Raw genomic sequence first — 14500 nt, forward strand, 5'->3', positions numbered from 1 at the left:
TTCCGCATGTACCGGCTGACCGTGTTGTACCCGCCGCCCGCGGACCCGGAGCACTTCAAGCAGTACTACGTCAGCACGCACCTGCCGCTCGCGGCGCAGCTGCCCGGCCTGCGGGCCATGCGGTACAGCTTCGACGTGGCCGCGATGGGCGGGGAGAGCCCGTACTTCGCCATCTGGGAGGGCGAATTCGACTCGGCGGAGGCGATGGCCGCGGCGATGTCGTCGGAGCAGGGCCAGGCTGTGGCCGGGGACGTGCCGAACTACGCGACGGGCGGGGCGCAGATCCTGCACTACGCGCCCGTCGAAGGCTCGTGACCGTGGGCGTGGCGACCGACCCGCGCCGGTTCCGCACGGCGATGGGCCGGTTCGCCACCGGGGTCACGGTGATCACGACGCGGACCGCCGAGGGGCACGTGCACGGCATGACCGCGAACGGGTTCCTGTCGGTGTCGCTGGACCCGCCGCTGATCCTGGTGTCGCTCGGCGCCTGCACCATGGCGCGGCACCTCGAGGCGGGCGACCGGTACGCGGTGACCGTGCTGTCCGCGGAGCAGGAGGAGGTGTCCCGCCACTTCGGCGGGCGCCCGTCCCTGTCGGTGGAGTTCACGTCGGAGGGCGCGTACGACTTCGTCCCCGGCGGCCTGGCGTTCATCGGCTGCCGGATCGTGGACCGCCACCCCGCCGGGGACCACACGCTGTTCCTCGGGGAGGTCGAGCACCTGGCCTACCGGGACGGCGCGCCGCTGCTCTTCTACACCGGCTCGTACCGGACACTGCACGCCGGCCTGACGGAGGACGTGTTCTTCTACTGAGCGGGACCGCCGGCTGGGCTTGACGTTTCAGCCGGCGGTTCCGGCGGTGGGTTCGCAGACGCTGCCCCACCACACGAAATCCCGTGCCCGCGTGGCGGCCACAAGACGCTGCCTGTTCCGCAACTCGGTGGATTCCTCTCGCGCAGCGCTGCTCGGCCTGTCCCCGCCGTCGAACTGCACCACCAGGACTGCGCGGAACTCGAGTCCTTTCGCGCGGTGCACGGTGCCGATCTTCAGCCGGTCGTCGGGGGCGCCGGTGTAGTCCTCGAGGGGCAGGGTCGCGATTCCGGCCTCGTGCAGGAGTTTCCGGCACCGAACAAGGTCCCGGTGGTGGAACACGATCAGGGCGGTCTGCCCGAGCGGCGCCGGCATCGTCGCGATCTGTTCCAGTAGCGCGGCGGGAAGCTCGGCGGCGGGGCCGGACCAGGACCGGCACTCACCTCCGCTGTTGATCGCCTCGACCTGGCCGAGAACGACTCCCGGCCCGCCGTCGAGATCGTCGACCTCGTTGGTCGCGTCCAGACCCCGCGCGAAGTCGAGCACACCCCTGCGGTTGCGGTAGTTGACCCGGAGGACCTCACCTCGTCCTTGAACCGGGATGCCTGCGTCGGAGAGCCGCCAGCCGCCCGGGTAGACCTGCTGTTGCCCGTCGCCGACGAGCAACAAGCGGTTCGGTCCATCACCGGCCAGACGTCGCAACAGCCGGAGCCCGGTCAGGGTGATGTCCTGCACCTCGTCGACGGCGATCGCGGCGTAGCCCTGGGCCAGGGGCTCCCGGCGGAGTTCGACGTCCCCGAGCTGGATCATGTCGTTGTAGTCGTGCAGGTCGCGCTCGGAGAGTTTGGCCTGGTAGGTCTCGTAGAGCTCCCAGACGAGCTCCTTGTGGCGCGCGTCCAGCCGCAGTTTCCGGCCTCGCCGGGGAGCGTGGAGGTATTCCTCGAACGTGGTCAGCCCTCGGCCTTTGATGACGCGATCGACCTCCGCCCGCCAGTAGTCGATCGACGATTCGAGCTCCCGCAGGCTCGCGCGGTGCACCGTCCAGGCACGGGCGAAGGCCGTGTTGATGCCGCGGGTGCTGACCCGGACCGCACGTCCACGGGACTGGAGGAAGCGTCGAAGCCAGGCGTGCAGATGCAGGAACTCGACGCGTTCGGCGACTTCGGGCGCGAGCCGCCGGAAGGACGCCGCGTGCACGGTGGGAAGGTTCCGGACGAACGTGCTGAACAGGAGCGGCCCGGTGCTGTTCCGCGCGAGGCGGCGCAACCTGTGCAGCACCACCACCGTCTTCCCGGTTCCGGCCGGACCGCTGATTCTGGCCGGCCCGTTGTAGTCGCGAGCCACGATCGCGTGCTGGTGCGGGTGCAGGAACGTCAGCCAGCTGTCGAAGGGGCGTGCTTGCGCCGCTTCGACCTCGTTCTCCGCGAGGCTCGCCGCATCGAGCAGACCGGCGGTCTCGGGCCGCGCCTCCGGCGGGTCCACCGCCAGGCGTGCGTAACCGGAGAGGAGATCCCCCGCCTGCCGTGCGACGACGTGCACCTGACGCCGGGTGAGGTGCGCGTCTTCGCGGCGGAACAACCGCGCGAGGTCGGTCTCCGGCAGCGACCAGTGCGGCCCGGCCGCCCGGGCCGTTCGCCCCGCGCCCGTCCCAGGGCCGACGATGACTGGATGAATCGCGCTGACCGGCACGACTCGTCCACGTTGGTCTGTAATGCCCGCGCAGCGTTCTTCGGCGTAGCGGAACACCGTCCGCGCGGTCTGCTCGCGCACGCGCTCTTCAGTGATGATCAGGGCAAAGATGCCGTTGGCGTTGATGAGGAACGCGTCGGGCCTGTTCCCGGCACGTTCGTGCAGGTCTTCGCGGACGAAGAGGTGCGCGTTTCCCACCGTGCGGGCCAGTAGCGCGCCGAGGACCCTGCGCGGCAGGGAATCGAGCCGGGGGAAGCTCGACTCCAGCAACCGGACCGATTCCTGATACACGCGGCGTTCGGCGTGCTTGCTCAGGTTCACGCGTTCTCCCGAAGTCGCCACTTACCGCATGCACGCTATTACGCTGCGCGCTGGTCAGCGCTCGAATCTCGAGGCTTCACTCGGATGGCGCAGGAGAATGTCCGGGTTGAGCGCGGACGTTCCGGGCGGGCGAAGTCGGCCGCTTGCCGGCTGGGCGCGGCCCACCGTGGGGACGAGGGGCGCGCCGACGGGGACGCGCCCCTCATCTGTCCGATGAAGAGCGGTCGGGCGATCACCAACCGCGCTCGCGCCACTCCGCCAGCTTCGGCCGCTCCGCGCCGAGCGTCGAGTCGTCCCCGTGGCCCGGGTAGAACCACGTCTCGTCCGGCAGCCGGCCGAACACCCGCGTCTCCACGTCGCCCAGCAGGGACTGGAAGTCCTCCGGCGAGTTCGTCTTCCCGACGCCGCCGGGGAACAGCGAATCGCCCGTGAAGAGGTGCGTGCTGCCGTCCGTGTCGCGGTACAACAACGCGATCGAGCCCGGAGTGTGCCCCCTCAGGTGAATCACCTCGAGTGTGCAGTCACCCACCGTGAGGGTGTCGCCGTCCTCGACCAGGAAGTCCGGGGGGACCGGCAGCACTGAAGCGTCCAACGGGTGAGCCGCCGTGTTCGCTCCGTACGCGCCCGCCACCGCGCCCAGCGCCTGCCAGTGGTCGGCGTGCTGGTGGGTCGTCACGATCGTGCGCAGCGCGGGACGGTCCGGCCCGTGACCGATGAGGTCCGAGATCCGCTCCGGGTCCGCCGCGGCGTCGATCAGCAGCGCCTCGTTCTGCCCGCGGCAAACCAGCAGGTAGGCGTTGTTGTCCATGGGGCCGACCGACAGCTTGGTGATGGCCAGCCGGTCCAGCACGCGCCGGGCCGCGTCCCCGCCCGGCTCCACGTGGCCGGTGTAGTCCTCTACGACGTTCACGCCGCCAACCGTAGTCGCCGCGCCACATCGCGTTCCACCCGTTCAGGTTGGTCTCGGATCGGTAACGTAGGCTCCGAGCGTCCCCGAACCCGATCTTGCGAGACGCCCCGAGACGTGCCGAGCTTCCTCCCCGAGAACCCCCGCGCCAGCACCCGCCGCATCAGCTGGGACGCCGTCCGCGTCCTGGCGGTCCTGGCCGTGATGCTGGGTCACATCACCCACCAGGGCCCGCTGGCCCACACCGAGCTGAACGACTACCCGGTCAAGGTCACCGCCCAGTTCGGCGCCGCGATCCTGATGGTCGTCTCCGCGTTCTTCGTGTGCCAGACCGTCCGGCGCGGCGACAGCGGGCGGTGGATGTGGAAGAAGGCCGCCCGGCTCGTCCCGCCGTACCTGGTCGCGGTGCTGCTGACCTACTTCGTCATGCGCTGGGCGGACGCCTCGTTCAACGGCCAGGAGTTCGGCAGCCACTGGTGGGACAAGCTGTTCGGCCCCACCACCGACGGCGTGGCCTGGGCGAGCTCCTGGTACGTGCCGGTCGGCTGGGACCTCCTCGTCAACCTGACCATGATCCAGGGCTGGCACCAGGGGTTCATCTGGCTCGACGGCTCCTACTGGACGCTGCCCGTCCAGCTGATGGTCTTCGCCGGCGCCGCGCTGCTGTGGTCGCGCACCCCCTGGTTCCGGTCGCCGCACGCGGCGCGGCACGCGAAGCTGCTCGCCTGGGCGATGGTCGTCGTCCCGCTCGTCCTGCGGTTCTGGGTGTTCGGCGTCACGAACACCTCACCGTGGGCGTTCGCCGTCGTCTTCGGGTTCGGGCTGCACCGGCTGCACGCGTTCGCCGCCGGCGTCGCGGTGTGGCTCTGGTCGCGCGACCGGTTGTCCACGCCGCACCTGGCGCTGCTGCTCGCCGCCGTCGTCGCCGCGCAGGACCTGCACCTCTACCCGTTCCACGTGGCGTTGCCCACGGACCCGTCGCGGCTGCCCTCCATCATCGGGTTCGCGCTGGTGCTCGTCCTGGTGTGCGCCGCGGCGAAGGGCCCGGACTGGACGTTCCTGCGCCCGCTGGCGCCGGTAATCGGCTGGTTCGCCGGAATTTCCTACGGCGTGTACCTGTTGCACCAGGAACTGGGCTACATCCTGGCCAAGGCGCTGCAACTCGCGGGACTGCCGGGCTGGGCGCGGCTGCCGCTCGTGCTGGGGGCGGCGATCGGCGCCGGGTGGCTGCTCACGAAGTTCGTCGAACGGCCGGCCCACCGCTGGCTGACCACGCCGCGCGGCGCCACCGCGCCGCCGCCCCGGAGGGCTCCGGACGACCTCGTCCGCGAGGAGCCGACCGGTCCGGCTCCGGTTTCTGTCGGTGGGTCGTCCTAGCATGGATGCGGCTGGCTGATCCGGCCGTCACATTCCAGGGAAGGGACCTCATCCGTGGCTGATCGCCTCGTTGTTCGCGGTGCGCGCGAGCACAACCTCCGCGGCGTCGACCTCGACCTGCCCCGGGACAGCCTGATCGTGTTCACCGGCCTGTCCGGGTCGGGCAAGTCGAGCCTGGCCTTCGACACGATCTTCGCCGAGGGGCAGCGGCGGTACGTGGAGTCGCTGTCGGCGTACGCCCGGCAGTTCCTGGGGCAGATGGACAAGCCGGACGTCGACTTCATCGAGGGCCTGTCGCCCGCGGTGTCGATCGACCAGAAGTCCACCTCGCGCAACCCGCGCTCCACCGTGGGCACCATCACGGAGGTCTACGACTACCTCCGGCTCCTCTACGCGCGCGCGGGCAAGCCGCACTGCCCGCAGTGCGGTGAGCCGATCAGCAAGCAGACCCCGCAGCAGATCGTCGACCAGGTGCTGGCCATGGAGCAGGGCACCCGGTTCCAGGTGCTCGCGCCGGTCGTGCGCGGCCGCAAGGGCGAGTACCTCGACCTGTTCAGCAACCTCCAGCAGCAGGGCTACTCGCGGGCGCGCATCGACGGGCAGGTGTACCAGCTCACCGACCCGCCGAAGCTGAAGAAGCAGGAGAAGCACCACATCGGCGTCGTGGTCGACCGGCTGACGGTCAAGTCCTCGGCGAAGCAGCGGCTGACCGACTCGGTCGAGACCGCGCTGCGCCTGGCGGACGGGCTGGTCGAGCTGGAGTTCGTCGACCTGCCGGAGGGCGACCCGCACCGCATCCGCGGGTTCTCCGAGAACCTCGCCTGCCCGAACGGCCACCCGCTGGCCATCGAGGACCTCGAGCCGCGCTCGTTCTCGTTCAACTCGCCCTACGGCGCGTGCCCGGAGTGCACCGGCATCGGCATCCGCAAGGAGGTCGACCCGGAGCTGGTGGTGCCCGACGACGAGCTGTCGCTGGCCGACGGCGCGATCGCGCCCTGGTCGGGCGGGCAGAGCGCCGAGTACTTCCAGCGGCTGCTGGAGTCGCTGTCGGAGACCATCGGCTTCCGCATGGACACGCCGTGGCGCAAGCTGCCCGCGAAGGCGCAGAAGGCGGTCCTGCACGGCGTCGACGAGCAGGTCCACGTCCGCTACCGCAACCGCTACGGCCGCCAGCGCAGCTACTACGCGAGCTTCGAGGGCGTCATCCCGTTCCTGGAGCGGCGGCTGGACCAGACCGAGTCCGAGTACATGCGCGAGCGGTACGAGGGCTACATGCGCGAGGTGCCGTGCCCGGCGTGCCAGGGCAGCAGGCTCAAGCCGGAGATCCTCGCGGTCACCCTGGAGCACGCCGAGCGCGGCGAGCGGTCGATCGCCGAGGTGTGCGCCCTGTCCATCGAGGAGGCCTCGGAGTTCCTCGACGGCCTCAAGCTGGGGCAGCGCGAGGCGATGATCGCCGGCGCGGTGCTGAAGGAGATCCAGGCGCGGCTGCGCTTCCTGCTCGACGTCGGCCTGAACTATCTGTCGCTGGACCGCGCGTCGGCCACGCTGTCCGGTGGTGAGGCCCAGCGCATCCGGCTGGCCACCCAGATCGGGTCCGGGCTGGTGGGCGTGCTGTACGTGCTGGACGAGCCGTCGATCGGCCTGCACCAGCGTGACAACCGCCGTCTGATCGACACGCTGACCAGGCTGCGCGACCTGGGCAACACGCTGATCGTCGTCGAGCACGACGAGGACACCATCCGCGCCAGCGACTGGGTGGTCGACATCGGCCCCGGCGCCGGTGAGCACGGCGGGCACATCGTCCACAGCGGACCGTTCGCGAAGCTGCTCAAGAACAAGAAGTCGCTGACCGGCCAGTACCTGTCCGGGCAGGAGGTCATCCCGGTGCCGGCGATCCGGCGGCCGGCGAACAAGAAGCGGCAGCTGACCGTGGTCGGCGCGCGGGAGCACAACCTGCGCGGCGTGGACGTGTCGTTCCCGCTGGGCTGCCTGGTGTCGGTCACCGGCGTGTCCGGGTCGGGCAAGTCGACGCTGGTCAACGACATCCTTGCGACGGTGCTGGCGAACAAGCTCAACGGCGCCCGCCAGGTGCCGGGACGGCACACCCGCGTGCGCGGCCTGGACCACGTGGACAAGCTGGTGCGCGTCGACCAGTCGCCGATCGGCCGCACGCCGCGGTCCAACCCGGCGACCTACACGGGTGTGTGGGACCACGTGCGCAAGCTGTTCGCGGCCACCACCGAGGCGAAGGTGCGCGGCTACCAGCCGGGCCGGTTCTCGTTCAACGTCAAGGGCGGCCGCTGCGAGGCGTGCGCGGGCGACGGCACGATCAAGATCGAGATGAACTTCCTGCCCGACGTGTACGTGCCGTGCGAGGTCTGCAAGGGCGCCCGGTACAACCGCGAGACGCTCGAGGTGCACTACAAGGGCAAGACGGTCTCCGACGTCCTCGACATGCCGATCGAGGAGGCCGCCGAGTTCTTCGAGCCGATCAAGGCGATCCACCGGCACCTGCAGACGCTGGTCGACGTCGGCCTCGGCTACGTGCGGCTGGGCCAGCCCGCGCCGACGCTGTCCGGCGGCGAGGCGCAGCGCGTGAAGCTCGCGTCCGAGCTGCAGAAGCGCTCGACAGGCAAGACGGTGTACATCCTCGACGAGCCGACCACCGGCCTGCACTTCGAGGACATCCGCAAGCTGCTCGGCGTCATCAACGGCCTGGTGGACAAGGGCAACAGCGTGATCGTGATCGAGCACAACCTCGACGTGATCAAGACCTCCGACTGGGTCATCGACCTGGGCCCGGAAGGCGGCTCCGGCGGAGGCACCGTCGTCGCCGAGGGCACACCGGAGCACGTCGCCACGGTCGAAGGCAGCTACACGGGCAAGTTCCTGCAGGAACTGCTGAACTGAATCGGGCGCGCCGCGCGGCCGGCCAGCCGCGCGGCGCGTTCCCGGCCGCGTCCGGACAGTGCGGTGCCGGGCGCACCGGCACCGCGCCCGGCTGGTGACCGTCGTGGGCGGCGATCCGCTCCTGGCTCGCCGGACACCGCCGGACGCCAGGCGGTGCGGGCCGGTTCGGACCTGCCGAAAAGCCCGGCGGTGCGGTCCGGCACGGGGTCGCGCCTCGCGCATCCGCCTGCCGGCGCTCCCGGCACGCGGCCAAGCGTGCCGGGCCGGTGAACCGCGGAGCACGCCCTCTCGTGTCAATGGGATGACCCGGTCGCCGTGCACCGGGCTCGCACCGCGGGAGGTGCCCGATGACCCGCCTGCTCGTCGCCGTGATCGTGGCGGTGTTCGCGTCCGCGTGCGGCCCGGCTGCGCCGGAGCGCCCGCCTGCCGATCTGCGCGTCGCCGTCATCAGCGGGCTCGGGGAGGTCGTCGCCGACGACCAGGGCCGCACGCTCTACCGCTTCGAGCTGGACAGCGCGTCACCACCGGCGAGCAACTGCGCCGGCGCCTGCGCGACCCTGTGGCCGCCGGCAGCCGCCGGTGCCGCCGCGCCGACCACCGACGGGATCGACCGCGCGCTCGCCGGGGTTCTCGTCCGCGCGGACGGCGTGCGGCAGCTCACGCTCGGGGGCCGGCCGCTGTACCGCTACGCCAACGACACCGCACCCGGCCAGGTCAACGGCCAGGGCGTCGACGGCACCTGGTTCGTGGTCGCCCCGTCCGGGGCGAAGGTGACCGCCACCCCCGCCGACGGCGGGTCCGGCTATTGATCTTGGCGGATACTCGGTGCCATGCGGGTCAACGCCTACCACTTCCGGGACACCTGGCTGCTCTCCGCGCCCGCGCGCGCCGTCTTCGAGGTGGTCACCGATGTCGCCGGGTATCCGCTCTGGTGGCCGGACGTGCGGGAGGTCACCCGGGTCGACGAGGACACCGCTCAGCTCGTCTGCCGCGCCGCGCTGCCGTACGCGCTCGTCGTCCGCATGCGCCGGGCCGAGCAGGATCCCGATCGCGGCCGCCTGCGTGTCCACCTGACCGGCGACCTCGAAGGCTCGCTCGCGGCGGTCGTCCTCGGCAGGCCGGGCGGCACCCGTCTGGAGATCACCCAGCGGGTCCTCGCCACGAAACCGCTGCTGCGCACCCTCTCCCCGCTGGCCCGGCCGGTGTTCCGCGCCAACCACGCCCTGATGATGCGGCGTGGCCGGCGCGGACTCCAGCACCACCTCAGCGCAGCGGGTGCGCGCTGAAGAACCGCAGGATCACCGGCGTCGCGTCGATCACCGACGGGACGTCCGAATCCGGGTTGGGCGCGGTGCTCGGCCAGTCGTGGCCCAGGCCCTCGACCCGGTAGTGCACGACGTCCGCATCACAGGACCGCCACCGCTCGACCCGCACCCCGTCGCCGAGGTCACGCACCACGGGTTCCGGGGCGCACCCGTCGCGCGACGCCCAGCCCGCCAGCCAGTCCGGAATGGACGGCAGCCCGCGCGCCGGATCGCCGGCGTAAGGAATTGTCGTGTCCGCGGTGCCGTGGAAGTCCAGCACCGGCGCCGGCCGCGACGGGTGGCACTCGCCGCCCTGCGGGTAGAACGCCCCGGACACCGGCGCGAACGCCGCGATCCGCCCGCTCAGCCGGCAGGCCAGCACCCCGGTGAACCCGCCGCCGTTGGACTTGCCCGCCGCGAACACGCGCCGCGGGTCGACGCACAGCTCTCGCTGCAGCTGATTCAGCAGGTCGCTGGTGAACAGCACGTCGTCCGCGGCGGCCGAGTACGGCGCGCCCGTCCACGCGCTCTTCCCGTCGGTCCCGATCAGACCCTGCGGGTAGACCGCGATCACCGACCGGCCGGAGAAGCCGGACAGCTCCTCCTGGTACTCGGCGGTGCGGCCGTGCCCGTGGAAGGACAGGACCAGCGGATCCGGCCGGTCGGGCCGGTAGTCCGCCGGAACGTGCAGCAGATAGCTGCGCGTGAGCCCGCCCGAGGTGACGGTGCGGGTCACGCTCTGTCCCGCCGGCACGGGTGCGGGGTGGCCGCAGCCGGCGGAAGGCACGGGGAAGCCGACGATTCCGGACGCGGTGGCGGCCGGCGCGGCCAGGAGGGTGCCGGTGATCGCGGCGACCACCGCGATCACCAGCCGCCGGGCGCGCATCAGACGCCGGCCTTCACGGGCTCCCGCGCCGGCTCGGCCGCGGGGTGGTCGTCCACCAGCGTGGTCTCGTTGAACGGGTCCTGCCCGGACAGCACCCGCTGGGCCCGCGACCGGTCGAACTCCTTGGTCCAGGACCCGATGACGACCGTCGCGACGGCGTTGCCCGCGAAGTTGGTCACCGCGCGCGCCTCGGACATGAACCGGTCGATGCCGAGGATGAACCCGACGCCGCCGACCAGGTCCGGCCGGTGCGACTGCAGCCCGCCCGCCAGGGTCGCCAGGCCCGCGCCGCTCACACCGGCCGCGCCCTTCGACGCGATGATCATGAACACCAGCAGGGAGATCTGCTCGCCGACGGACAGCGGGCTGCCCTGCGCGGTGGCGATGAACAGCGTCGCCATCGTCAGGTAGATCGCGGTGCCGTCCAGGTTGAACGAGTACCCGGTCGGCACCGTGATGCCGACGACCGGCTTGGACACGCCCAGGTGCTCCATCTTCGCGATCAGCCGCGGCAGCGCCGACTCCGACGACGACGTCGACACGATCAGGATGAACTCGCGGGTGAGGTACCGCAGCAGGCTGAAGATGTTGATCCGCGCGCCCAGCCACAGGATCGCGCCGAGCACGATCACCACGAACAACGCGCACGTGACGTAGAACCCGACCATCACCACCGCGAGGCTCTTCAGCGCGTTCCACCCGGTCGCGCCCACCACCGCGGCGATCGCGCCGAACGCGCCCACCGGCGCCGCCCACATGATCATCGACAGGATGCGGAACACGAGCTTCTGGATGTGCTCGATGCCGCGCAGGATCGGCTTGCCCGCCTCACCCATCTTCTGCAGCGCGAAACCGGCGAGCAGCGCGACCAGCAGCGTCTGCAGCACCGAACCCTCGGTGAACGACGACACCAGCGAGGTCGGGATGATGCCGAGCACGAAGTCGGTGGTGCCCTCGCTGCCCTTGCTGGCCTGTTCCTGCGCCTTCGCGATCGACGACGGGTCCAGGTGCAGGCCGCTGCCCGGGTGCAGCAGGTTGCCCACGATCAGGCCGATGGCCAGCGCGAACGTGGACATCACCAGGAAGTAGCCGATGGCCATCAGGCCGACCTTGCCGACCTTCGCGGCCTTGGCGACCGACCCGATGCCGAGCACGATCGTGCAGAAGATGATGGGGGAGATCATCATCTTGATCAGGTTCACGAACCCGGTGCCGAGCCAGGCGAGGCTCTTGCCGAAGCCGGGGAACAGGATCCCGACCGCGACACCGAGGACGACCGCGGCGATGACCGCGAGGTAGAGGTAGTGCATCCGGTCGCGGCGCGGCTTCGCGCCGGCCGGTGGTGCCGTAGGCAACGTTGCCTCCTGTGGGGACGTGACGCGCCCAGTCCGGCGCAGTTCGCGTGGAACTATCGGCCACGGGTATGACCGCGGTCACCGTTGTGTTCATAGAGTTCGCGGCGCGACCGGCGTCCCCGGGCGGCCGGCCCGGCCGGTGTGCTGGGATGGCGGGGTGCGGATCACGAGCAGGCGCTGGAGCCTCGCGCGGCAGCTGCTCCTGCTGCAGGTGGCGGGAGTGGCCGTGCTGGTCGCGGTCGGGGCGCTGCTGGCCTACTTCGACGCCGCCCGCGCGGTGGAGGCCCGCGCGCAGGACAAGGTGGTCGCCATCGCGAGCACCCTCGCCGACTCGCCGACGGTGCTCTCCGCGTTGAGACTGCCCGCTCCGAGCACCGAACTGCAACCCTTCGCCGAGCAGGTGCGGCGCGACACCGGGGTCGACTTCATCACGATCATGGATCCGGACGGCATCCGCTACACCCACCCGAACCCGGAGCTGATCGGGCAGCGGTTCCTCGGCACGATCGACGTCGCGCGGCAGGGCCGGGTCTACACCGAGACCTACACCGGCACGCTCGGCCCGTCGATGCGCGCGGTGGTGCCGGTGTTCGACGCGGAGCGGCGCGTGGTCGCGCTGGTGTCGGCAGGCATCAAGGTCGACGCCATCTCGGCGGCGCTGGCGCAGCGGATCTGGACGCTCGCCGCGGTGGCCGGCGCGGCCCTGGTGGTGGGCATCGCGGGCAGCTACCTGGTCAGCAGCAGGCTGCGGCGGCAGACCCGCGGTCTCGCCCCGGCCGAGCTGAGCAGCATCTTCGCCTACTACGAGGCGACCCTGCACGCGGTGCGCGAGGGGCTCGTGCTGGTCGGCGCGGACGAGCGGGTGGTGCTGTGCAACGACGCCGCCCGCGAGCTGCTCGGCCTCGGCGCGGACCCGACCGGCAAACCGGTCACCGAGCTGGGGCTGCCGCCGAGCCTGGTCGGGGCGCTGCGCGGCCAGGAGCCGCGGCGCGACGAGATCCACCTGACCGACGTGCGGGTGCTGGTGGTGAGCACCGCACCGGTGCGGTCCCGCGCCCGCGCGAAGGACCACGGCACCGTCGTCACCCTGCGCGACCACACCGACCTGCAGCTGCTCACCGGCGAGCTGACCACCGCGCGCGGGCTCGCCGAGTCGCTGCGGTCGCAGGCGCACGAGGCGGCCAACCGCCTGCACACGGTGGTGTCCCTGGTGGAGATGGGCCGCACCCAGGAAGCGGTCGAGTTCGCCACGGCGGAGCTGGAGATCGCGCAGCGGCTCACCGACCAGGTGGTCGGCGCGGTGTCCGAACCGGTGCTGGCCGCGCTGCTGCTCGGCAAGACCGCCGAGGCCAGCGAGCGCGGCGCCGAACTGGTGCTGACCGAGGACACCGCCATCGAGGACACCGACACCGGCATCGAGCCACGTGACCTGATCACCGTGCTGGGCAACCTGATCGACAACGCGATCGACGCCGCCATCGAGGCCGCGGGTGAGCGGCCGGAGCGGCCGCGGGTCACGGTGACCGCGAAGATCGAGGGGGAGGAGCTGCTGTTGCGGGTCGCCGACAACGGCCGGGGCGTGCCGGACGAGGCGCGGCGGCGCGTGTTCGAGCGCGGCTGGACGACCAAACCGGACGGTCACGGGCTGGGCCTGGCGCTGGTCGGGCAGGTGGTGCGGCGCAACGGCGGACGGGTGGACGTGGCCTCCGGCGAGGGCGCGGTGTTCACCGTGCGGCTGCCGGTGCGGCAGGAGGTGCCGCGGTGATCCGGGTGCTCGTGGTCGAGGACGACCCGGTCGCCGCCGAGGCGCACCGGACCTACGTGGAGCGGGTCGCCGGGTTCACCGTCGCCGCGGTCGTCCACTCCGGCGCGGAGGCGCTGCGGTTCTTCGAGCGCGACACCGCCGACCTGGTGCTGCTCGACTTCTACCTGCCCGACACGCACGGCCTCGCGGTGTGCCGGGCGTTGCGGGCAGCGGGCAACCTGGTGGACGTCATCGCGGTGACCTCGGCTCGGGACCTGGCGGTGGTGAAGGCCGCGGTGTCGGTCGGGATCGTGCAGTACCTCATCAAGCCGTTCACCTTCGCCTCGCTGCGGGACAAGCTCGACCGGTACGCGAAGTTCCGGGAAAGTTTCGGGGAAACCGGCGAGGTCGGGCAGTCCGAGGTGGACCGGGCGTTCGCGGCGCTGCGCTCGCCGGTGGCGACGGCCCTGCCCAAGGGGATGAGCGGGCAGACCCTGGACGCGGTGGTCTCGGCGCTGCGGGACGAACCGGACGGGCTGTCCGCGGGCGCGGCCGCCACCGCGACCGGGGTGTCCCGGGTTACCGCGCGGCGGTACCTGGAATACCTCGCGGACAACGGACTCGCGCGACGAGAGCCCCGATACGGACAGGTCGGGCGGCCGGAGGTTTGGTACCGGGCCGTGACGTGAAGGACGCTACGATCCGCGGCATGAGCCAGCCTTACCAGCAGCAGCCCCGGTTCCCGATCCTGCTGTCCACTATGAACGATTTGCCCGGCTACCGGGTCGTGCGCGTGTACGGCGAGGTGTTCGGGCTGACGGTGCGCAGCCGGAACATGTTCTCCAACCTCGGCGCCGGCTTCAAGGCGATGGCGGGCGGCGAGCTGAAGGGCCTGTCGAAGCTGCTGTCCGATTCGCGGTACGAGGCGCTGGGGCGGCTCTGCCAGGAGGCGATGGCCTTCGGGGCGAACGCGGTGCTGAGCATGCGCTTCGACTGCAACGAGATCGCCCAGACCGCGAGCGAGATCGCCGCCTACGGCACGGCGGTGTACGTGGTGCCCGACGGCACGGACGCAGGCGCGCAGCAGGCCGCGCAGCAGCAGTACCAGCAGCAGCCGCAGGCACAGGGGCAGCAGGGACAGGGCCAGTTCCAGCAGGGCTTCGCGCCGCAGCAGTGACCGCGGGCGCCGGCCCGGCCG

General features: G+C 71.2%; 13 protein-coding genes. 9 read left to right on the forward strand and 4 right to left on the reverse strand.

The features are described from left to right. The first annotated feature begins 6 nt into the window (after nt 1-6). Together AMY39116_RS0325180 and AMY39116_RS0325185 are read left to right on the forward strand one after the other, a co-directional pair. Complete coding sequence (locus AMY39116_RS0325180) at nt 7-315, forward strand: EthD family reductase (RefSeq protein ID WP_020420392.1); 309 nt, start codon at nt 7-9, stop codon at nt 313-315. Nucleotides 316-317: 2 nt separating this feature from the next. Next, a complete protein-coding gene (locus AMY39116_RS0325185) occupies nt 318-812 on the forward strand; it encodes a flavin reductase family protein (RefSeq protein WP_235716220.1) in 495 nt (164 codons plus the stop codon). Between the two features lie 27 nt (nt 813-839). Here the strand turns inward: AMY39116_RS0325185 and AMY39116_RS0325190 are convergent, their stop codons facing one another. Together AMY39116_RS0325190 and AMY39116_RS0325195 are read right to left on the reverse strand one after the other, a co-directional pair. Continuing rightward, nucleotides 840-2819 carry a UvrD-helicase domain-containing protein gene (locus tag AMY39116_RS0325190; protein ID WP_020420394.1) on the reverse strand — a complete coding sequence of 660 codons (1980 nt, stop codon included), beginning with the start codon at nt 2817-2819 and terminating at the stop codon, nt 840-842. Nucleotides 2820-3051: 232 nt separating this feature from the next. Then, nucleotides 3052-3729 carry an MBL fold metallo-hydrolase gene (locus AMY39116_RS0325195; protein WP_020420395.1) on the reverse strand — a complete coding sequence of 226 codons (678 nt, stop codon included), beginning with the start codon at nt 3727-3729 and terminating at the stop codon, nt 3052-3054. 114 nt (nt 3730-3843) lie between these two features. Here AMY39116_RS0325195 and AMY39116_RS0325200 point away from each other — a divergent pair, with 114 nt between their 5' ends. The 4 genes from AMY39116_RS0325200 (at nt 3844) to AMY39116_RS0325215 (ending at nt 9299) form a co-directional block, all read left to right on the forward strand. Then, a complete protein-coding gene (locus AMY39116_RS0325200; protein WP_020420396.1) occupies nt 3844-5103 on the forward strand; it encodes an acyltransferase in 1260 nt (419 codons plus the stop codon). 54 nt (nt 5104-5157) lie between these two features. Beyond that, entirely contained in the window at nt 5158-8013 is a 2856-nt protein-coding gene (gene uvrA, locus AMY39116_RS0325205) for an excinuclease ABC subunit UvrA (protein WP_017981962.1), read from the forward strand. Between the two features lie 347 nt (nt 8014-8360). Then, complete coding sequence (locus AMY39116_RS43560) at nt 8361-8822, forward strand: hypothetical protein (protein WP_020420397.1); 462 nt, start codon at nt 8361-8363, stop codon at nt 8820-8822. A 21-nt stretch (nt 8823-8843) separates the two neighbouring features. Beyond that, nucleotides 8844-9299, forward strand: coding sequence for an SRPBCC family protein (locus AMY39116_RS0325215; protein WP_020420398.1), 456 nt, complete (start codon nt 8844-8846; stop codon nt 9297-9299). Here the strand turns inward: AMY39116_RS0325215 and AMY39116_RS0325220 are convergent. Both AMY39116_RS0325220 and AMY39116_RS0325225 read right to left on the reverse strand, forming a co-directional pair. Further along, a complete protein-coding gene (locus tag AMY39116_RS0325220) occupies nt 9277-10203 on the reverse strand; it encodes a PHB depolymerase family esterase (protein ID WP_020420399.1) in 927 nt (308 codons plus the stop codon). The genes AMY39116_RS0325215 and AMY39116_RS0325220 overlap by 23 nt on opposite strands. Further along, entirely contained in the window at nt 10203-11513 is a 1311-nt protein-coding gene (locus AMY39116_RS0325225; protein WP_020420400.1) for a C4-dicarboxylate transporter DctA, read from the reverse strand. Before AMY39116_RS0325225 ends, AMY39116_RS0325220 begins: the two co-directional genes overlap by 1 nt. 202 nt (nt 11514-11715) lie before the next feature. Between AMY39116_RS0325225 and AMY39116_RS0325230 the strand changes: the two genes are divergently transcribed. From AMY39116_RS0325230 to AMY39116_RS0325240, 3 genes are read left to right on the forward strand one after another with little or no spacing between them, the layout of a single operon-like run. Continuing rightward, on the forward strand, nt 11716-13323 hold the full coding sequence (locus tag AMY39116_RS0325230) for a sensor histidine kinase (protein ID WP_020420401.1): 1608 nt from the start codon (nt 11716-11718) through the stop codon (nt 13321-13323). Further along, entirely contained in the window at nt 13320-13991 is a 672-nt protein-coding gene (locus tag AMY39116_RS0325235; RefSeq protein WP_020420402.1) for a response regulator, read from the forward strand. The genes AMY39116_RS0325230 and AMY39116_RS0325235 overlap by 4 nt, the downstream gene beginning before the upstream one ends. A gap of 20 nt (nt 13992-14011) precedes the next feature. After that, nucleotides 14012-14479 carry a YbjQ family protein gene (locus AMY39116_RS0325240; RefSeq protein ID WP_020420403.1) on the forward strand — a complete coding sequence of 156 codons (468 nt, stop codon included), beginning with the start codon at nt 14012-14014 and terminating at the stop codon, nt 14477-14479. Nucleotides 14480-14500 lie beyond the last annotated feature (21 nt).

Source organism: Amycolatopsis sp. ATCC 39116 (genome assembly GCF_000231075.2).
In the GTDB taxonomy this organism is placed as follows: Bacteria; Actinomycetota; Actinomycetes; order Mycobacteriales; family Pseudonocardiaceae; genus Amycolatopsis_E; species Amycolatopsis_E tucumanensis.

What these genes read in the sequence shown, in the direction of transcription:
- AMY39116_RS0325180 (WP_020420392.1), top strand. Translation starts at nt 7, where the DNA reads ATGTACCGGCTGACCGTGTTGTACCCGCCGCCCGCGGACCCGGAGCAC.
- AMY39116_RS43560 (WP_020420397.1), top strand. Translation starts at nt 8,361, where the DNA reads ATGACCCGCCTGCTCGTCGCCGTGATCGTGGCGGTGTTCGCGTCCGCG.
- AMY39116_RS0325215 (WP_020420398.1), top strand. Translation starts at nt 8,844, where the DNA reads ATGCGGGTCAACGCCTACCACTTCCGGGACACCTGGCTGCTCTCCGCG.
- AMY39116_RS0325220 (WP_020420399.1), bottom strand. Translation starts at nt 10,203, where the DNA reads ATGCGCGCCCGGCGGCTGGTGATCGCGGTGGTCGCCGCGATCACCGGC.
- AMY39116_RS0325225 (WP_020420400.1), bottom strand. Translation starts at nt 11,513, where the DNA reads ATGCACTACCTCTACCTCGCGGTCATCGCCGCGGTCGTCCTCGGTGTC.
- AMY39116_RS0325240 (WP_020420403.1), top strand. Translation starts at nt 14,012, where the DNA reads ATGAGCCAGCCTTACCAGCAGCAGCCCCGGTTCCCGATCCTGCTGTCC.